Annotated in this window: 19 protein-coding genes; 11 read left to right on the top strand and 8 right to left on the bottom strand. The window is 65.8% G+C overall.

What is annotated here, in order from left to right:
* Positions 1–11: 11 nt before the first annotated feature.
* Positions 12–293 carry a type B 50S ribosomal protein L31 gene (locus ABZW16_RS24845; protein WP_354958394.1) on the top strand — a complete coding sequence of 94 codons (282 nt, stop codon included), beginning with the start codon at positions 12–14 and terminating at the stop codon, positions 291–293.
* 1 nt (position 294) lies between these two features.
* Positions 295–468, top strand: a complete 174-nt coding sequence (rpmF, locus tag ABZW16_RS24840) for a 50S ribosomal protein L32 (RefSeq protein WP_354958390.1) — start codon at positions 295–297, stop codon at positions 466–468.
* A 635-nt stretch (positions 469–1,103) separates the two neighbouring features.
* On the opposite strand, the gene ABZW16_RS24835 is transcribed toward rpmF, so the two are convergent.
* Complete coding sequence (locus ABZW16_RS24835) at positions 1,104–2,120, bottom strand: glycoside hydrolase domain-containing protein (protein ID WP_354958389.1); 1,017 nt, start codon at positions 2,118–2,120, stop codon at positions 1,104–1,106.
* Between the two features lie 176 nt (positions 2,121–2,296).
* On the opposite strand from ABZW16_RS24835, the gene ABZW16_RS24830 reads away from it, so the two are divergent.
* Complete coding sequence (locus ABZW16_RS24830; protein ID WP_354958388.1) at positions 2,297–2,503, top strand: hypothetical protein; 207 nt, start codon at positions 2,297–2,299, stop codon at positions 2,501–2,503.
* Positions 2,504–2,569: 66 nt separating this feature from the next.
* Here the strand turns inward: ABZW16_RS24830 and ABZW16_RS24825 are convergent, their stop codons facing one another.
* From ABZW16_RS24825 to ABZW16_RS24805, 5 genes are all read right to left on the bottom strand, one after another.
* Positions 2,570–3,442, bottom strand: a complete 873-nt coding sequence (locus ABZW16_RS24825) for a hypothetical protein (protein ID WP_354958387.1) — start codon at positions 3,440–3,442, stop codon at positions 2,570–2,572.
* On the bottom strand, positions 3,435–3,992 hold the full coding sequence (locus ABZW16_RS24820) for an ATP/GTP-binding protein (RefSeq protein ID WP_354958393.1): 558 nt from the start codon (positions 3,990–3,992) through the stop codon (positions 3,435–3,437). The genes ABZW16_RS24825 and ABZW16_RS24820 overlap by 8 nt, the downstream gene beginning before the upstream one ends.
* Positions 3,993–4,083: 91 nt before the next feature.
* Complete coding sequence (locus ABZW16_RS24815) at positions 4,084–4,458, bottom strand: DUF742 domain-containing protein (RefSeq protein ID WP_354958386.1); 375 nt, start codon at positions 4,456–4,458, stop codon at positions 4,084–4,086.
* A 7-nt stretch (positions 4,459–4,465) separates the two neighbouring features.
* Positions 4,466–4,873 (bottom strand): roadblock/LC7 domain-containing protein, encoded by a 408-nt coding sequence (locus ABZW16_RS24810; protein WP_040695425.1) that lies wholly within the window; start codon positions 4,871–4,873, stop codon positions 4,466–4,468.
* Positions 4,870–7,701 carry an ATP-binding protein gene (locus ABZW16_RS24805; RefSeq protein ID WP_354958385.1) on the bottom strand — a complete coding sequence of 944 codons (2,832 nt, stop codon included), beginning with the start codon at positions 7,699–7,701 and terminating at the stop codon, positions 4,870–4,872. Before ABZW16_RS24805 ends, ABZW16_RS24810 begins: the two co-directional genes overlap by 4 nt.
* A gap of 371 nt (positions 7,702–8,072) precedes the next feature.
* Here ABZW16_RS24805 and ABZW16_RS24800 point away from each other — a divergent pair, with 371 nt between their 5' ends.
* The 8 genes from ABZW16_RS24800 to ABZW16_RS24765 all read left to right on the top strand — a co-directional run bounded on the left by ABZW16_RS24800 (position 8,073) and on the right by ABZW16_RS24765 (position 16,149).
* Positions 8,073–8,759, top strand: coding sequence for a response regulator transcription factor (locus tag ABZW16_RS24800; RefSeq protein ID WP_354958384.1), 687 nt, complete (start codon positions 8,073–8,075; stop codon positions 8,757–8,759).
* A 7-nt stretch (positions 8,760–8,766) separates the two neighbouring features.
* Positions 8,767–10,242: a HAMP domain-containing sensor histidine kinase gene (locus ABZW16_RS24795; protein ID WP_354958383.1), complete on the top strand. Its 1,476-nt coding sequence runs from the start codon at positions 8,767–8,769 to the stop codon at positions 10,240–10,242.
* Between the two features lie 70 nt (positions 10,243–10,312).
* On the top strand, positions 10,313–11,743 hold the full coding sequence (locus ABZW16_RS24790) for a trypsin-like peptidase domain-containing protein (RefSeq protein WP_354958382.1): 1,431 nt from the start codon (positions 10,313–10,315) through the stop codon (positions 11,741–11,743).
* A gap of 80 nt (positions 11,744–11,823) precedes the next feature.
* Positions 11,824–12,318: a MogA/MoaB family molybdenum cofactor biosynthesis protein gene (locus tag ABZW16_RS24785; RefSeq protein WP_354958381.1), complete on the top strand. Its 495-nt coding sequence runs from the start codon at positions 11,824–11,826 to the stop codon at positions 12,316–12,318.
* A gap of 697 nt (positions 12,319–13,015) precedes the next feature.
* Entirely contained in the window at positions 13,016–13,684 is a 669-nt protein-coding gene (locus tag ABZW16_RS24780; RefSeq protein ID WP_354958380.1) for an MspA family porin, read from the top strand.
* A 62-nt stretch (positions 13,685–13,746) separates the two neighbouring features.
* Entirely contained in the window at positions 13,747–14,418 is a 672-nt protein-coding gene (locus ABZW16_RS24775; protein WP_354958379.1) for an MspA family porin, read from the top strand.
* Between the two features lie 312 nt (positions 14,419–14,730).
* Positions 14,731–15,405 carry an MspA family porin gene (locus ABZW16_RS24770; RefSeq protein WP_354958378.1) on the top strand — a complete coding sequence of 225 codons (675 nt, stop codon included), beginning with the start codon at positions 14,731–14,733 and terminating at the stop codon, positions 15,403–15,405.
* Between the two features lie 75 nt (positions 15,406–15,480).
* Positions 15,481–16,149, top strand: a complete 669-nt coding sequence (locus ABZW16_RS24765; RefSeq protein ID WP_354958377.1) for an MspA family porin — start codon at positions 15,481–15,483, stop codon at positions 16,147–16,149.
* 133 nt (positions 16,150–16,282) lie between these two features.
* On the opposite strand, the gene mscL is transcribed toward ABZW16_RS24765, so the two are convergent.
* Positions 16,283–16,687: a large conductance mechanosensitive channel protein MscL gene (gene mscL / locus ABZW16_RS24760; RefSeq protein ID WP_354958376.1), complete on the bottom strand. Its 405-nt coding sequence runs from the start codon at positions 16,685–16,687 to the stop codon at positions 16,283–16,285.
* Between the two features lie 112 nt (positions 16,688–16,799).
* Positions 16,800–17,489, bottom strand: a complete 690-nt coding sequence (locus ABZW16_RS24755; protein ID WP_354958375.1) for an SAF domain-containing protein — start codon at positions 17,487–17,489, stop codon at positions 16,800–16,802.
* Positions 17,490–17,525 lie beyond the last annotated feature (36 nt).

The raw sequence follows: 17,525 nt of genomic DNA, 5'->3' as shown, positions 1-17,525 counted from the left end.
GGAGAGGTGAAATGAAGAGTGGGATCCATCCGGACTACCACCCCGTGGTGTTCGAGGATTCGAGTACCGGAAAGCGCTTCCTGACCAGATCCACCGCCACCAGCACCCGCACCGTCGAGTGGACCGACGGCAACACCTACCCGCTGCTGGTCGTGGACGTGACCGCCGATTCGCACCCGTTCTGGACCGGTGCGCACCGCGTACTGGACACCCAGGGCCGGGTGGTGAAGTTCGAGCGCAAATACGGTAAGCGGACGAAGGCAACGTCCCAGCCCGGACGAGGGGCGGGCTGACATGGCGGTGCCCAAACGCAGAATGTCGCGATCGAACACCCGCAGCCGCCGCTCGCAGTGGAAGGCCACCCCACCTGACCTGGTGCCGGTCAGCGTCGCCGGGGTAGTGCACAAGGTGCCGCGCCGCTTGGTGCGGGCGGTTGAACGCGGACTCGTCGACCCAGAGCGACTCTGACGCCGCGGTTAGCGCGACGGAACGAGCCCGATCAGCGATCGCCCGCGCGTAGGCGCACCCATCGACCCCGGCGATCGTCGAAGCCCGTGCGCTGCAGGCATGAACCTCAGCCCACGGGCGGGTATGCCTCCGGTGCCGAGCTACCCGCCCGAGCCGACCAATCGCGCGCTTCGGTGCGGCTCAGGCCAGCGCCGATGGCGGGGCGGGGCGGATTTCCTCGAGCGACTTGTTCTCGTATGCCTTGTCGAGCACCACGTTCACGGCCATACGAACTCCTTCGAACGAACCGGTATGTGCCAGCAGACGATAACTCGCGCGCTGCTGTCATGGGACGTGAATGCGCGCGGTCGGTGATCGACCGACCGGATCCGCTGGATCAGATCTGCACATCGGTTCCGGATCGGAACCAGCCTTGTGGCAATCTTGTAGCTAACGAAGTGATCCACGCCACATGGCAACTTTTGCCGCGGCCCGATTGCGTCCGGGTTGCTCGCAGGTCAATTACGTACTGAGAGTTGGTTTTTCGTATCCGTAAAAGTCCTGGCGCAGTGATGATTTCGTGCTCTCTCGCCGGTACCCTCATCCGAGAGGGCGGGTTCTCGGAACCCCGGTTCGCCGGATTACCGAGAACCCGCTCATCGCCAAACTTTTGGCCCCTCGGCCGATTTCTCCGCCTCCCGGCTTCCGGGCAATCCCGGCAACAGCGATTCCAGGCGGGCCAGCTGCTCACCCACGAAGTCGGCCGGACCCTCGATCAGGGAGAACGGCCACGGCCAGTGCGGTCCGTCCAACCGCTTGACCTCCTCGACCAGATCCGCCGTGGTGGCTTCGAGTTCGCTGACCTCCGTGCGCAATTCGCCGATCTGCCGGCGCAGATCGGCCGATTCGGCCGCCAACTCCTGGATCCGCTGCAGCGCCGCCGCCACCCCGTCCACCAGGGTGCGGTTGCGGCCCTCCGCATCGGTGCCGAGCTGCGGCCAGCCGGACAGGCCGGGACCGCGCAGCTGAATCTGGATATCGCGCAGTACCGCATCTTGTTCCGGCGTCACGTCCGGTTCCTCCTGTACAAAGTCCCACTGGCCGAAATCTATTGTCTCGGACTCGTTTACATCGCAGAGCACACCGCCGACAACCACCTGCCGCGATGTCTGATGGATATTGCGCCTGGTCTCGACATTGGTGCCGGACCAGGCACCGGTCTGCCACGACCACGTGGCGACACCCGCGTCCAGTGCCCGGCTGACCGACCAGAACCCGCCGTAGATACCGACATTCGCGGAGCCGAGTACGGTGGCCGCGCCCTCGAGATAGGCATTGATCGCGAGCTGATCCTGGGGCGTCGAGTCGAAATCCGCGGAGAAGTAGATCGGCCGATCCGACCGGCCGCCACAGCGCAGCACCTGTGCCAAACCCGCACGGGCATCGATGATTCCGGCGTCGTAGCCGTCCAGCATCCTGGTCGCGGTGGTTTCCCAGTTCGACACGATGGAAATGTCGTGCGCGCGTAGGTCGTCGGCCTCGGCGGGAGTCAGCTGTTTGCCGGGCAGCGTCGGACCGCCATCGGAGAGGTAGCGCACCACGAAGTCGAATCCGGCCGCTTGGATGGCCGCGCCGCCGGGACGTCCCGCGGCGTAGTCCAGACCGAAACGCATATCTCTCACTGTAGGTGGGTCGTTGGCCGAAATCGGCGGCATTGCCGAACCCGCCCGCAGCGACACGGCCGGTCAGCTGATCGTGCCCACCTTCGAGGTAAGGGGATTCGGGCGGATGTTCGTCGCGACCGATATGGCCGGCGCGGTCTTCGCGGTGTGGCAAATCGCCGGACGGCATGCCGTCCTACTGGTTGGTCTGGTTCCAACACGACGACGTGGACGCCGCGGTCGCCATGACCACCGAACTGGGCGGCACAGTCCGGCAACCGATCTCGGATTCCCCCGCCGGGCGCTCGGCCGTCATCGCCGGTCCGCAGGGTGAGGCGGTCGGCATCATCGACCCGAGTAAGACCGTCGGCGAGATGCCAGCGCCCAAGCCTTGATGCAAAGGCCACTTACGTAAAGAGCTGCATACACAAATGGGCTCGAGTCAATGGGCTCGAGTCGGCTCAGCGCACCGACTCGAGCCTGGACCGGCGCGCATCGTGCTGGGACCGGCGCGCATCGTGCTCGGACCGGCGCACGTCGTCCTCGGACCGGCTCGTGGCCGCGATGGCCGCAGCGGTCTCGCGCCGGTCGGGCGCGATGAGCACCGCGGTGATCGGCACGGTCAGTGCCAGCGAACCGATCACGAACATCGGAAATACGAATTCGAACAGCGTGAGCCCGTCCGGCGCCTTCCCGGCCGTGTCGATTGCCGGATCGATGGCTGCGATGCCCGCGTAGTACATGCCCGCCACACCGACGGCGAACAACAGCACCGTGGCCGCGCGCGCGAGCGGGTTGCGCAGTGCCTGGAACGACCACAGTGTCCCCACGCCGGTCACCAGCGCGATAACGAGCACGACGGCCGAAAGCCACGGGGAGATCTCGACCGAACCCTGAATGCGGATGGACCCGAGCCCGAGATAGAGACTCGAAGCGCAGCCGATGCCCATCACCAGTCCGCCCGGAATCAGCCGGGCCAACAGCAGGCGGCGGCCGATGACGAGCAGCGCGACGAATACCGCGCCGAACGCCGTCACCATGGCCGCGATCATGCGGCCGCCGTCGAAGCGCACCGCGGTGCCCGCGATATCGAGCCCGAGCAGCACCACCGAGGTGGCCAACCAGACGCCGACGCCGCCGATCGACACCGCGGCCGAGGTCACCCACACCAACCGGAACCGGGCCGAGCGCGCGGCGTGTAGGACACAGGCCAGCCCGACCACGGCGCCGAGCACCGAAACACCGAAGGAGAGTGCGGCGATCCAGTACCCCATGGAGAACTGGTCCACCGCAGCCCCGCTGTTCGCCGCAGCGAACAACCGGACGTCATGCATGTTGCGCGGATCCTTCCAATTCGAGCGCCTTCAGCTGGGCGATCGCATATTCGGTGACGGCCGCCAGCGCTTGGCGGACCTCCATGGCATTGCGCGCGTCGATATCCACGATGGGCACTCCCTCGCGTACCGAAAGCGCTTCGCGCAGTTCGGCGATCGGGAAGCGGGGGGCGTCGGGGAAGCGGTTGACGGCGATCAGGAACGGCAGGTTGCGCGCCTCGAAGAAGTCGACCGCGGCGAAGCTGTCCTCGAGCCGCCGGGTGTCGATGAGCACCACCGCGCCGATGGCGCCGCGGATCAGGTCGTCCCACATGAACCAGAAGCGGCGCTGGCCCGGGGTGCCGAACAGATAGAGCACCAGATTGCCCGGCAGGATGATACGGCCGAAATCCATGGCGACCGTGGTGGTTTCCTTCTCCGGGGTATCGGCGAGATCGTCGATACCGTCGGAGAAACGGGTCACCATGGCCTCGGTGCGCAGCGGGACGATCTCCGAGACCGCGCCGACGAAGGTCGTCTTGCCCGCGCCGAAGCCACCGGCGACAACGATTTTGGTCGAGGCGACACGGGTGTCGGCCTCGCCGGGTGCTGGGTTGCCGGGTTGTCCGGCGTGCCCGTAATTTCCGGCGGTCCCGGCAGTTTTATAGGGCACGGAGTCCACGCAAAGTCCTCTCCATCAGGGAACGACGCTCGTCGAAGCTCGCCTCTTCGGTCAGGGTCGAATGCACACGCAGGGCGCCGTCGACGACCAGGTCGCCGACCATGACCCGCACCATGCCCAGCGGCCGATCCATGTGGGCGGCGATCTCGGCGACCGATAGCCGATGCGTGCCCAGACGCAGGATCTCGGTGCGCAGATCGCCCGCTGGCCATTCGAGATGCGCAGTGTACGACAGTGTTTCGATAACCGCTTCGAGCGGGAGGTCGACCGCGGGTTCGGTGCGCCCGGAGGTCAGGGCATAGGGTCTGACACGGGTGGTCGGCCGGTTGGGCCCTTGGCCGAGTGGACTCGACATCGTTGGATCAGACTGCGGTCCGGGCGGTGGCTGTGACCACCGTGCCCACACGATCGACGAGCAGGGCCATTTCGTAGCCGATGCGGCCGATATCGTGCGACTTATTGGCGAGCACGGCCAGATGTGATCCGTTGCCGACGCTCATCACCAGCAGATAGCCGCGCTGCATCTCCACGATCGACTGCATCACCTTGCCGCCGTCGAACAGCGAGGCCGCACCGGTGGCTAGGCTCGCCAGACCGGCGGTGACCGCGGAAAGCTGTTCGGCCCGGTCGGCGGGTAGATTCGGGCTGGTCGCCTGCAGCAGGCCGTCCGCCGTCACCAGCACCGCATGCGACACACCGGGCACATCCTTGGTGAAGCGGGCGACCAGCCAGTTGAGGTTCTCGTCCGTGGTGCTGTTGGGGTTGGTCATACAAGCCCTCCGTCGTTGTACTGCGCTTCGGCCCGCCCGCTGCGGACCCCACTGAGATGCCTGGTCAGGTTGTTCCGGATCTCCTCCGGATCACGTACGCCGGGTTCTTCCGCCGGTGCGAGGCCACCCGGCACCAGCTGCGCACCCGGTCGGCGGATCGGCAGTCCGCCGACGGTGCGGGCTTCGGCGGTCGGATGGCTGGCCTGTTCGGCGGCCGTCCAGCCCGCGTCGGCGGGTGACGTCCATGCCGACGGCGAGGGTGCCGCCGCCGCGGGCTCGACCAGCCACTCCGAGACCATCCGCTGGTAGATCGGGGTGGGTGTTTCGCCCTGGACCGGCTGTAGTCGGGTCGAGGTGGTCGTGCTGGAATCGGCCTGTACCGGTTGCAGTCGAGTCGAGGTCGTCGTCGCGGGTTCCGATGCGGCGGCGGGCCTTCGGGTCGGCAGCGACGGCCGCACGGCCTGCGGCGTGATGGGCTGTGGACCGGTGAGATACGCGGTGGCCTGCGGTTCGGCGGGTTCGCGGGAGACGGTCGGCGTCGATCCGGTCGTGGCGGGGTCGTCGGGCTGTTCGGCCCAGAGATCGGTGACGGCGCCGAGGGGCACCTGCGGTTCCACATCGATCACCGAATTCGGCCCGGTGGCAGACTCATTCGTCGAGGTCGGTGGTCCGAACGGGGTGAGGCGCGGCCGGTCGACCTCGCCCCAGCCACCGGCCGGATGTTCGGCGAATACGTCGACCGAGGTTTCGGTGTTGTCGTCCCCGGGTACTGGTACCTCGGGTGCGTCAGCAACGCGCATGGCGGGACGACGTTGCGGCAGCCCGGAACTGGTAACCGCGAACCGCGACGGCTCGCGCTGCGGCAGGCTCGGCACCGGCACCAGCGTGCGCGGCGGCTGTTGGTGCTGCGGCGATGCGGGCAGTGCGGCCATCATCGGCGCCTCGATGGCCCGCTGGTTCGGATCGGTCGCGTCGAGCGGCGGGGCGACGAGCGCACCCGGCAGGTGCACGCTGGCGGTGATGCCGGGCTGCTGTGCCATGGTCGAGGTGCGGCGCAGGCTCACCGTGATGGTGTGCCGCTTGGCGAGTCGGCCGACGACGAAAAGACCCATGCGGCGGGCGGTTTCGACGGTCACCTCACCACCGGAGGCGAGCCGGTCATTGGTGAGCTGCAGATCCTCGAGTGACATGCCGAGGCCGCGGTCGGTGATCTCGATCAGGTAGCCGCCGTCGACCGCGCGCGCCACCATCACCGCGACCGGTGTGGTCGGTGGGGAGTAGCGCAGCGCGTTATCGATGAGTTCGGCGAGCAGATGTTCGATATCGACCGCGGGTTCACCGGGGACGATGCCGTCGGGCACCGCGCCGATCTCGACGCGCTGGTAGTCCTCCACCTGGGAGACCGCACTCCAGAGCATGTCCGACAGCGGCACCGGATGCAGCTGGCCGCGGCGCAGCGCGGTACCGGCGAGCACCAGCAGGTTGTCGCCGTTGCGGCGCATGCGGGTGGCGAGGTGGTCCAGGCGGAACAGGCTCTGCAGCCGCTCGGCATTGTCCTCGTCGTGCTCCAGATCCTCGATCAGCGCCAGCTGCTGCTCGACGAGGGATTGGCTGCGGCGGGACAGGGTTTCGAACATGTTCCCGATCTGCAGTCGCAGTCGGGCCTGGTCGGCGGCGAGGTTCAGCGCCTGCTCATGGATTTCGTCGACGGCGCGGGCCAGCTGGCCGACCTCGTCGGTGGTGTGCACACCGACCGGGGTGATCTCCGGGGTGGCGCCACCGCTGCGCACGACGGCGAGTTCGTCGGGCAGCTTGACGTGCGCGACCTCGAGGGCATCGCGGCGCAGCCGGCGCACCGGAACGACCAGGGCGCGCGCGACGGCGAGGGCCAGGGCCAGACCGGCGAGCAACATGCCGATGACGATCGTGGTTTCGCGCAGCGCGCCGGTCTGCGCCTCGGTGGTCCGATTGGCCAGCGCCCTATCGATGGTGTCGGCGAGGGCGTTGGTGGTCTTCTCATAGATATCCGCGCTCGCCTGCAGGGATTCCAGCACGGCCGGATTGGATGTCGGATCGCCCGCGTTCTGGCTGAAGGCCCCGAGCCGGATGCCGACCGCGTCCAGCAGCGGCCGCATATTGGGCGCGTTGTCCGGCAGGATGATGCCGTAGGTATTGACCATGGTCATCTCGGCACCCGCCGAGGTGAGCACCTTCGGGCGCACGCTCGGATTGTGACCCGCCTCGGGGGAACTGATCAGCATGCGCTGCTGGGTCAGTACGCGGCGCGCGTTCTGGATCGCGCCGATCTGCAGGAAGTACCGCTGGATGACGAGGTCCTCGACCGACGGCGAGAGCGCGAACGCGTTGCCGATGCGGACGGCGATCTCATCGGCCTGTTCGCCGACCATCATCGGCGATCCGTTGCGCAGACTATTGCGCATGGTGGTGCCGGTGGCGACGGCCGAGGCCAATTCGGAGGTGACCCTGGTGCTCGCCCTGGTGGTGCGCATCCCGGCCTCGAGATCGGCGAGCGCCTGATCGAATTTCGTCAACGCCGCGTCGGTGGCCGGGTCCGCGGTGTTACCCCAGGAGGATGTCGCCGCGACCGCGAGTTGTTCGGTGGCGGTACCGAACTTGACGATCGGGCGAATGATGATGACCTGTTCGGTCGCCGCGTCCAACTGCGACATGGTGCGCAGTTCGTTGTTGATCCGGAGCACGGCGAACACGGTGGCCAGCAGCACGGGCAGCACCAGCACGATGCCAACCTTGCGAGTGACCGACCAGTTGGACAGACTGAATTGCCAGGACCGCGGTGCAGCTTCCATCCGCTTCCGTTGCCTCCGCTTCACGAGCTTGCACGAGTGCCCCCGGATGGCGCGTGGCTGTTCGGTTTTGATTCAACCCGCTGAGAACCAACTAGAGGTCTTCTTTTTACCGCACGGAACATACCGCGCAGAGTGACCAACGGCAATCTGGGGCACTCCCTCTGTAATTCACTCGAATATGGCTACTCAGAACGGGTTTCGCCGTCCAAAACGGTTGCGTTTTGCACCGAGATCTGTACGTGATCACAAACCTGCTGGTCACTCGACCACCCCCTAGCGGGGCCGATCCTTTCGAGTGACCGCAAGCGGTGACGGCGTGTCGAACGTCTCCCTCTCAGTCGACTCTCAGTCGATGCGGTCAAACTGGGGGCATGCGCATTCTGGTAGTCGACGACGATCGTGCCGTCCGGGAATCGCTGCGCCGGTCACTGACCTTCAACGGCTACTCCGTCGATCTCGCGGTCGACGGAGTCGACGCGCTGGAGAAGGCAACCGCGCAGCGACCGGACGCACTCGTACTCGATGTGATGATGCCGCGGATGGATGGGCTCGAAGTTTGCCGACGGTTGCGCAGCACCGGAGACGATCTGCCGATTCTGGTTTTGACGGCGCGAGATTCGGTATCGGAACGGGTAGCCGGACTCGATGCCGGTGCCGATGACTATTTGCCGAAACCATTCGCGCTGGAGGAATTGCTGGCGCGATTGCGCGCGTTGTTGCGCCGCAGGGCCGCCGATCCCGGCGAGGTTTCCGAGACCATGACGTTCGCCGATTTGTCGCTGGACCCGGTCACCCGCGAGGTGACCCGGAGCGACCGTTCGATCAGCCTGACCCGCACCGAGTTCTCACTGCTGGAAATGCTGATGGCCAATCCGCGCCGGGTGCTGACCCGCAGCCGCATCCTGGAGGAGGTCTGGGGCTACGACTTCCCGACCTCTGGTAACGCACTCGAGGTCTATATCGGCTACCTGCGCCGCAAGACCGAGGCCGAGGGCGAGGCCCGGCTCATCCACACCGTGCGCGGCGTCGGCTACGTCCTGCGCGAGACACCTCCGTAGGCGGGTCATGGCACGCGCGATCCCCAAGCGACAACTGGTCGCCACGCTCGGTCCGCCGGATCCGGCGGAGATGCGCCCGCCCATGCCGCTGACCAGATCGGTCTCGCTGCGCTGGCGGGTGACGCTGCTGGCCGCGTCGGTGGTGGCAGTGGCCGTCGCGGTGACGTCCATCGCGGCGTATGCGATGGTCGCGCGTTCGTTGTACGACGATGTCGACTCGCAGTTGAAGGCGCGCGCGGCCACCATGATCAATAACAACTTCGACAGCCTCGGGTTCCAGTCGATCGTGATCGCGGGCCTGTACTCCAATGACGTCGGGGTCGCATTGATATACGCCAATCACAAGGCGTATATGCCACCGCAGCAAACGATTCCGCCGGTGGGCACGCAAGAGCTCGCGGTCGCCGACGGTGAGTTGCCGTCGTCGCTGCGCACCGTGAGCAATCAGCGTGTACTCGCCGCGCCGACACATTCCGGTGCGACGCTGATCGTTTCGCAGCGGTTGCAACCGACCAGGGAGGTGTTGGACCGGCTGGCGTGGTTGCTGTTCGTGGTCGGCGGTTGCGGTGTCGTGCTGGCGGCGGGCGCCGGTACCGCGGTCGGGCGCACCGGGCTGCGACCGATCGGGCGGCTGACGGCCGCGACCGAGCGGGTTGCCCGCACCGACGATCTGACGCCGATTCCGGTTACCGGCGACGATGAACTCGCAAGACTTACCGAGAGTTTCAACACCATGTTGCGCGCACTCGCCGAATCGCGGGATCGCCAACGCAGATTGGTTGCGGACGCCGGACATGAATTGCGGACGCCGCTCACATCTTTGCGCACCAATATGGAACTGCTTATCGCATCCAGTCGCCCTGGCGCACCGCAGATTCCGGAACAGGATATGGCCGAACTGCGCTCGGATGTCATGGCCCAGATCGAAGAGCTGTCCACCCTGGTCGGCGATCTGGTCGATCTGGCCCGTGAGGATGCGCCCGAAACCGTCTATGACCGAGTCGATCTCGGCGAGGTGGCCGAGCGCGCGCTGGAGCGGGCCAGGCGCCGCCGCGGTTCGATCGAGTTCGTCGCCGAACTGCGCGCATGGTTCGTCTACGGGCACGAGGCGGGGCTGGAGCGCGCGATCCTCAATGTCTTGGACAACGCCGCCAAATGGAGCCCGGCCGGGGCCCAGGTGAAGGTGACCATGCGCGAGACCGGGCGTGGACTGCTCGAACTGGCCGTCGACGATGCCGGACCCGGCATTCCGTCCAATGAGCGCGAGCTGGTCTTCGAGCGGTTCTATCGGACGACGGCCTCGCGGTCGATGCCCGGGTCAGGACTCGGCCTCGCCATAGTCAAACAGGTGGTGACCAAACACGGCGGCACCATCACCATCGATTCCTCACCGCGCGGGGGTGCATTGATCCGTATCGTATTGCCGGGTGAAGGTGATGGTGGGCCGATACCGGGTACGCCGACCGATATCTCGGAAAACTGAAAGCGCGGTCTCAGTCCGCTCTCAGTCGTCGACGCCAAGCTGGTCGATGACGTAAGGAGATACGAGAAACATGACCGAGGATTCGAAGGAAGGCGCGACGCCGCAGCCGGATAACTCCAATGCCGCCGCCGGTCCGCATCCCACCCAGCAGATCCCGGCCGTGCAACCGGGCCAGCCGGATCAGGCGTACCCGCACTCCGGATATGTGCCCCAGCAACCACCAAAGCCTCCGTCGATTTGGCAGCAGCGCATGTCGCACAATCCGACCCAGCCCTTTCCCGGCCCTGAATCGGGCCCGGAGTACACCCAGCCGTCCTTCGCGCCGCCGGTCCCACCCGGCGGGCCGTATCCGGGTGCCGCCTTCGGCGCGCAACCGCAACCGGAACCCGCGCGCCGCCCGGTCCGCACCGGTCTCGTCGTCGGCGCGGTCGCGCTCGCGCTCGTCAGCGGCGGGGTCGGCGGCGCGGTCGGCTCGCTGGTCACCCGCTCCGATAACGGCCGCGCAGTGGTGACGAATGCCCTGGACGCGCCCAAGCCCAATGTCAGCAATGTCACGAACGCGCCAGCCGGTTCCACCCAGGCGGTGGCGCAGAAGGTATTGCCGAGCGTGGTGATGATCAAGGTCGCCAGCAGCCGTGCCCAGGGTGAGGGTTCGGGTGTGGTGCTGTCCTCGGACGGGCTGATCCTCACCAATAACCATGTCGCCTCCGGCGGTGGCGCCAATGCCAGGATGGAGGTCGCCTTCGCCGACGGCACCACCGCGCCCGCCACGCTGGTGGGCGCCGATCCGGTCTCGGATCTGGCCGTCATCAAGGTGCAGGGCAAGGACGGTTTGACCCCGATCGAACTGGGCACCTCGTCTAATCTCGCGGTCGGCCAGCCGGTTATCGCGATCGGCTCGCCGCTCGGTTTGGCGGGCACGGTGACCACGGGCATCGTCTCCGCGCTCAATCGCCCGGTCTCCACCAACGGTGAGGGCACGCCGAGCCAGGTGCAGCCGGTCATCGACGCGATCCAGACCGACGCCGCGATCAACCCGGGCAACTCCGGTGGCGCGCTCGTCGACGGCAGCGGCAAGCTCATCGGCATCAATACCGCGATCGCCAGCCTCGGCGGCGAGGCGACCGGCCAGCAGAGCGGTTCGATCGGCCTCGGCTTCGCCATCCCGGTCGACCAGGCCCGCCGGGTCGCCGACGAACTGATCAAGACCGGCCACGCCACCTACGCCCAGATCGGCATCAAACTGCGCCCGCAGGACACCACCGCCCGGGTGCTCGAGGCGACCCCCGACGGCCCCGCCGCCAAGGCGGGCATTCCGGCCGGGTCCATCATCACCAAGGTGGACAGCCGGACCATCGACTCCGGCGATGCGTTGATCGCCGCGGTCCGCTCACATCAGCCAGGAGACAAGGTGAAGGTCACCTACACCGATGAACAAGGCAATAACCCCAAGACCGTCGAGGTGACCCTCTCCGGCGCGCCCGCGGACGGTGGCCGATGATGCGGGTCCTGCCGGGTGGATTGACGGCGCGACCGGGAGCCGACGCTCACCTCGTCGGCCTGGACGCTACGGTTACCACCATGGAAATCGATGCTCCTGTGGCGGGGCGTGCACTGGTGGTGGTCGTCGACGATCGAACGGCGCATGGAGGTGTGGACTCGCTCGGGCCGCTGGTCACCGAGCTGCTCACCGAGGCGGGTTTCCTGGTGGACGCTTCGGTGTCCGTACAGGCCGATGAGGTGGAGATCCGCAATGCGCTGAACACCGCGGTGATCGGCGGCGTTGATCTGGTCATCTCGGTCGGCGGCACCGGCATGTCCCCGCGCGATGTCACGCCGGAGGCCACCTCGCAGGTGCTGGACCGGGAACTGCCCGGGATCAGCGAGGCACTGCGCTCCTCGGGCCGGGTCGCCGGGTCGCTCGACGCCGGTCTGTCGCGCGGTCTTGCTGGCGTCTCCGGCTCCACGTTGGTGGTGAACCTGCCGGGCAGCCGGGCGGCGGTCCGCGACGGCATGGCAACCCTGAGTCCGCTCGCCAGCCGAGTGATCGGCGAGTTGTCCGGATTGGCCGAATAATTACTGCCACGGACTCCTCGGACGACCCTCGCCCGGCGACACGCCGGGCGAGGGACGCCGCGCGTCTGGCAAAAATTTTCGGTGACGTTCTCCCGGAAACGACCGGCGACGAGCGCGGTGATGGTGCCGATACCGAATCGTCATCTGACGACTGGCTCCGCTCGCAGGTGCCGCCCCATCACGGCTGAAGACTCATCTACGGTCCAGCCACGTATCGCGGTTCGATATCGCCGCTTCTTCCACTGTGAATTCCTCACTCTGAAATTTACTCGAGCTTTAACTACGATGCTGTCCCGTAGTTGCCTTCGGCATTGATGTGACTGCCGACACCTTCTGTGCCGCTTCGGCTGGAGCTTCTTTCTCGTTTATGCACGTCAAGCAATATGAGCATTTGAGATGGTGTGATCTAGATCACATTGATCTTAACAGAAACTTACGTTGCCAGACCGTTACTGGTCGGTTTAATCTCGCCTCGAGCCACCCACGCCGCTGGACCTCGCGGGCCCGGGTACGGCACGTACGTTTGCCGACTCGGCGGAACCTGGCTCGGTTCCGTTGCCAGCACTGACCGTTGCGCCGAAATAACAGCCGGTTACACATCGGCAACAAACGGGGCACAAACTGAGCTGGGCCTGAGAGGACCACCGTCCAGCCTCGATGGTCGAGGCTGACTAGTTAGAACCTGATGAGGGGAAGTATGAGCGAGAACCGCACCCTGCGCAGCGGTGCCCGAATTGCGGGCGTCGGCGCTGCCGCGGCCGTGGCCTTGGGCCTGCTTTCGACCGGTGCTGCCAATGCCGATACCTTCGTGCCGTTGCCGGACGGCCAGAAGGGCGGGCCCGATGTGACCCTCACCCGCACTGGTGAACACGCCCTGATCTCGCCGTCGCTGGCGGCCAATGGCGCCGGTCGCGTGGTCTGGGTTTCGGGCAATGCCATCGCCGATGTGGCTGTTACGCCGGAAGGCACGGTCGGCCCGAACAATGGCGCCTCCGGTGCCCCGGGTACCAACAACTCCTCGACGCACGGCGCATCGCAGCTGAGCACCGGCTACATCGTCGGCTGCCAGGTCAGCATCGCCAGCGATGCCATCTCCGCCGGTGTCTCCGGCAGCGTCAACCTCTCGGGTGGTTCGCTCGGTGGTTCGATCGGTGTCAATCTCGGCCCGGGCGAGGTCAAGTTCGTTCAGATCGATTACAAGGACATCCTGAAGCCGGGCCATTACTCGGTCGAATACCAGGATGCCGAGATCGAGATCCAGGGCTGCGCGGGCTACGCCCAGGCGCGTGCCTACACCGTCGTCGAGATCATCGGTGACCACTACTCGAAGACCACCCTCTACGGGCAGCCGTTCAGCATCGGCTGATGTCGGTCGAATCCAACGAACATTCTTCTCGCTCAAGCGAATCAACCCTCGAGGGAAATAGCATGATCAACCGTAAGAACGTGGCACGGGTGGCCGGTGTCGGCGCCGCTGCCACTGTCGCCCTTGGCCTGTTCTCCACCGGCGCCGCGAACGCCGATACCTTCGTTCCGCTGCCGGGCGGCTCGATTACCAAGACGCTGTCCGACGGCACCGTCGTCACCATCAGCCTGACCGGCGAATCCGCCAACATCAACCCGTCCATGGGCTCCACCCCGCTGCACCGCAACGCGTGGGTATCGGGTAGCGCTCAGGTCACGGTGTCCGGTGACGGCGGCGGCGCGATCTTCCCGGGCTACACCGTCGGCTGCCAGGTGAACATCGCGGGTGGCGGCGCCACCGGTGGTGTCGAAGGCACTGCCGACTGGAGCGACGGGCAGAGCGTCAAGCCGGGTGTCGGCGCGAGCAGCGGTGGCAACCTCACCCTTGGCCCCGGCCAGTCGCAGTCGTTCTACGTGCTCGATCTCGAGCAGGCCGACGACTTCGGCAATGAGGCGCACAAGAAGCGCAACAAGTTCAAGAACGGCAGCGGTTCGGTCACCTGGTCCGATGAGACCATCGGCCTGACCGGCTGCGCCGGTTACGCGCAGGCGCGTGCCTTCGTCAGCGTCGAGGTGGAGACCGACAACGTCATCACCTGGACCACCCTGTGGGGCCAGCCGTTCAGCCTCGGCTGATCGGCAGGGGCATCGCACCCTGAAAATCTGAGCGGGCTCGTCGCATTCGCGGCGGGCCCGCTTTTTTCGTTGTGAAACCCCCTGATGCGCACCATGATTCGCGGATCGTAGCGGATCGCACGGTAACATGTGCAAAATCTCACAGAGATTCGGTGGAAACCACTAACATTGTGCGCACCCAAGATCGTCCACCGACGAGATTGTTGGCAATCCGCTTGATGGCGAAGGTATTTCCATCGCGCGGTGTCCGCATGAAAGGGTCTTCGGCCTCGGTACCCCGAGGTCGTCCGCTAGAACCTGATGAGGGGAAGTATGAGCAAGAACCGCTTCAGCGGTCTGCGTCGAGGTGTCCGCATCGCGGGTGCCGGTGTCGTCGCCGCTGTGGGAATGGGCCTGCTTTCGACCGGCGCTGCCAACGCCGATGTCTTCGTGCCGTTGCCGGACGGCCAGAAGTTGGGTCCGGGCGTGACCGTTAGCCGGACGGGAGAACACGCCTTGATTTCGCCGTCATTGGCCGCGAACGGTGCGGGCCGAGTCGTCTGGGTTACGGGCAATGCCATTGCCGATGTATCCGTAACGCCCGAGGGCACCGTCGGTCCGAGTAATGGCGCTTCCGGAGCGCCGGGTACCAATAACTCCTCGACGCACGGTGCTTCGCAGTTGAGCACCGGCTATATCGTCGGATGTCAGGTGAGTATCGCCGATAACGCGATCTCGGCGGGCGTTTCCGGCAGTATCAACCTCTCGGGTGGTTCGCTCGGTGGTTCGATCGGCATCAATCTCGGCCCGGGCGAGGTCAAGTTCGTTCAGATCGATTACAAGGACATCCTGAAGCCGGGCCATTACTCGGTCGAGTATCAGGATGCGGAGATCCAGATCCAGGGCTGCGCGGGTTATGCCCAGGCGCGTTCCTACACCGTTGTCGAGATCATCGGCAACAACTACTCCAAGCTCACCCTCTACGGAGCGCCGTTCAGCATTGGCTGACCACGGTGGGATCTCGAAATCTCTACTCGCCGAATCGAACTCATCGAACTCAATCCGCTAGGGGTAATAACTATCATGATCGATCGTAAGTTTGCGGTGCGCGCGGCCGGGCTCGGTGGCGCCGCCGCCGTGGCACTGGGCCTGCTGTCCACCGGTGCGGCCAATGCCGACACCTTCATTCCGCTGCCGGGCGGACAAATCGTCAAGACACTGTCCGACGGCACCGTTCTCACCATCCGGCTGGTCGGCGAATCGGCCAATATCAGCCCGTCCATGGGATCCACACCGGTGCACCGCAACGCATGGGTCTCCGGTAGCGCGCAGGTCGAGGTCACCGATGGCTGGAACGGTGCGATCTTCCCGGGCTATATCGTCGGCTGCCAGGTGAATATCGACGGCGGTGGCGCGAACGGCGGCGTCACCGGCGGTCTCGACTGGAGCGGCGAGAACGTCAAGCCGAAGGTCGGCGCCTCCAGCGGTGCCAACCTGAGTCTCGGTCCGGGGCAGGCGCAGTCGTTCTATGTGCTCGATCAGGAGCAGGCCGACGACTTCGGCAATGAGGCGCACAAGAAGCGCAATAAGTTCAAGGGCGGCAGCGGTTCGGTCACCTGGTCCGATGAAACCATTGGCCTGACCGGCTGCGGTGGCTACGCGCAGGCGCGTGCCTTCATCAGTGTCGAGGTGGAGACCGACAACGTCATCACCTGGACCACCCTGTGGGGCCAGCCGTTCAGCCTCGGCTGAGCATTCCGCTCGAATATGTGAACGGGCCCGTCACCGGCTGTGACGGGCCCGTTTGCCTTGTGGCGCAAGCGAATGCCGTATTTGCTTGTGGCCGTGCTGAATTCGGTTCGCGTTGCAGTGTAGGAGAATTCGGTCAGAACTCGTGTCGTCCGCCCCCGCTGCGCTGGCCATCGCTGAGTAGATCGCGGATCTGGACCAGCACCTCGGAATCGGTGGGGGTGGTGTCCTTGGTGCCGAATCGCTTCTTCACGTGCGTCGCGGGCAGCACCAGCACGAAGTACAACACCGCGGCGATGATCAAGAAGTTGACGGCTGCGGTAATGATCGGGCCGACCTGTACAAAGGTCGCCGGTTTGTCGGCAACCAATCGGAAACCGAGGCCGAGTTCATTACTACCGTCGAAGACGGCGAGTATCGGATTGACGATGCCATCGGTGAACGCTGTGACGACCGCGACGAATGCGGTTCCGATCACCACGGCTACCGCCAGGTCGACGACGTTTCCACGGAGTAGAAAATCCTTGAAACCCTTGAGCATTGCCAATATCTCCTCTTCGGATGGGAGCTGAAAAGCTGTGCTCGGCGGTCCGGGCTGCCGTATTCGACCGATGCTAGTTGACCTTGATGGCAAATGCTCGGCTACACGATTGTCAATGAAGAACGACGGTCAGCGCGGTGCGCAACGAGGCCGCGGCGACCGCGGTGGCGTGTTCGGCGTCCATCGCGACCAGTACGACCCGCTCGGGCGTGCCGCGCCGGTCGCCAGGGCCGGATACCAGGACGACCGCGGCGTCGACCGCGAGTAGCCGAGCGGGCCGGCTGCTCTGCTCCTCCGCGGCGACGACGTCCACCCGGTCGCCCGCCCGCAGGATCTCCGCGACCGCGGTATCGGCCAGCCGAATGGGCACGATGCGGGCGTCACGGGTGCCGGTGGCGACCGCCGCCAGCCGGGGCCCGACGATGCGCAGATCGGTGAACACCTCGCCGGTGCGCATGGCGCCGGTCAGCGTCGCGCCGACCAGAATGGCCATATCGTCGACCGCGCCCGCGGGCAGCGTCCTGGATTCGTGGGGTGCCGAGCGCAGATCGGCTGCCTCCAATAGGTGCCCCGGCGGCAGATCGCGTCCGGCGACCATAACGTCGGTGCGTTCACGACCGGGATCACCGCGCAGGAAGAGAATGACCGCGAGTGCGGTGAGTGCCGCCGCGAGCAGGCGTCGGGCGAGCAGACCATCTGCCCACGGCGGGCGATTACCGAATGCGCAGCGCAGGGAGTTGCCGCGGCCGAGTTCGGCGAAGGAGCGGGTCTTGCCCGGCGGGATGATGCCCAGGGGAGCCATGTCCGCAGCCTATGGCGACAATCACAGCGACCCGCC

The sequence above is a fragment of the Nocardia sp. NPDC004604 genome (assembly GCF_040609795.1).
In the GTDB taxonomy this organism is placed as follows: Bacteria; Actinomycetota; Actinomycetes; order Mycobacteriales; family Mycobacteriaceae; genus Nocardia.
This window is presented reverse-complemented; position numbering and strand designations above follow the sequence as displayed.

Excerpts from the sequence above, each read along its gene's own strand:
- ABZW16_RS24800 (WP_354958384.1), top strand. The coding sequence starts at position 8,073 with ATGCGCATTCTGGTAGTCGACGACGATCGTGCCGTCCGGGAATCGCTG.
- ABZW16_RS24815 (WP_354958386.1), bottom strand. The coding sequence starts at position 4,458 with ATGTCGAGTCCACTCGGCCAAGGGCCCAACCGGCCGACCACCCGTGTC.
- ABZW16_RS24825 (WP_354958387.1), bottom strand. The coding sequence starts at position 3,442 with ATGCATGACGTCCGGTTGTTCGCTGCGGCGAACAGCGGGGCTGCGGTG.
- ABZW16_RS24765 (WP_354958377.1), top strand. The coding sequence starts at position 15,481 with ATGATCGATCGTAAGTTTGCGGTGCGCGCGGCCGGGCTCGGTGGCGCC.
- ABZW16_RS24785 (WP_354958381.1), top strand. The coding sequence starts at position 11,824 with ATGGAAATCGATGCTCCTGTGGCGGGGCGTGCACTGGTGGTGGTCGTC.
- ABZW16_RS24845 (WP_354958394.1), top strand. The coding sequence starts at position 12 with ATGAAGAGTGGGATCCATCCGGACTACCACCCCGTGGTGTTCGAGGAT.
- ABZW16_RS24755 (WP_354958375.1), bottom strand. The coding sequence starts at position 17,489 with ATGGCTCCCCTGGGCATCATCCCGCCGGGCAAGACCCGCTCCTTCGCC.
- ABZW16_RS24795 (WP_354958383.1), top strand. The coding sequence starts at position 8,767 with ATGGCACGCGCGATCCCCAAGCGACAACTGGTCGCCACGCTCGGTCCG.
- ABZW16_RS24810 (WP_040695425.1), bottom strand. The coding sequence starts at position 4,873 with ATGACCAACCCCAACAGCACCACGGACGAGAACCTCAACTGGCTGGTC.
- ABZW16_RS24790 (WP_354958382.1), top strand. The coding sequence starts at position 10,313 with ATGACCGAGGATTCGAAGGAAGGCGCGACGCCGCAGCCGGATAACTCC.
- ABZW16_RS24775 (WP_354958379.1), top strand. The coding sequence starts at position 13,747 with ATGATCAACCGTAAGAACGTGGCACGGGTGGCCGGTGTCGGCGCCGCT.
- ABZW16_RS24835 (WP_354958389.1), bottom strand. The coding sequence starts at position 2,120 with ATGCGTTTCGGTCTGGACTACGCCGCGGGACGTCCCGGCGGCGCGGCC.
- rpmF (WP_354958390.1), top strand. The coding sequence starts at position 295 with ATGGCGGTGCCCAAACGCAGAATGTCGCGATCGAACACCCGCAGCCGC.
- ABZW16_RS24780 (WP_354958380.1), top strand. The coding sequence starts at position 13,016 with ATGAGCGAGAACCGCACCCTGCGCAGCGGTGCCCGAATTGCGGGCGTC.
- ABZW16_RS24830 (WP_354958388.1), top strand. The coding sequence starts at position 2,297 with ATGCCGTCCTACTGGTTGGTCTGGTTCCAACACGACGACGTGGACGCC.
- ABZW16_RS24770 (WP_354958378.1), top strand. The coding sequence starts at position 14,731 with ATGAGCAAGAACCGCTTCAGCGGTCTGCGTCGAGGTGTCCGCATCGCG.
- ABZW16_RS24805 (WP_354958385.1), bottom strand. The coding sequence starts at position 7,701 with ATGGAAGCTGCACCGCGGTCCTGGCAATTCAGTCTGTCCAACTGGTCG.
- mscL (WP_354958376.1), bottom strand. The coding sequence starts at position 16,687 with ATGCTCAAGGGTTTCAAGGATTTTCTACTCCGTGGAAACGTCGTCGAC.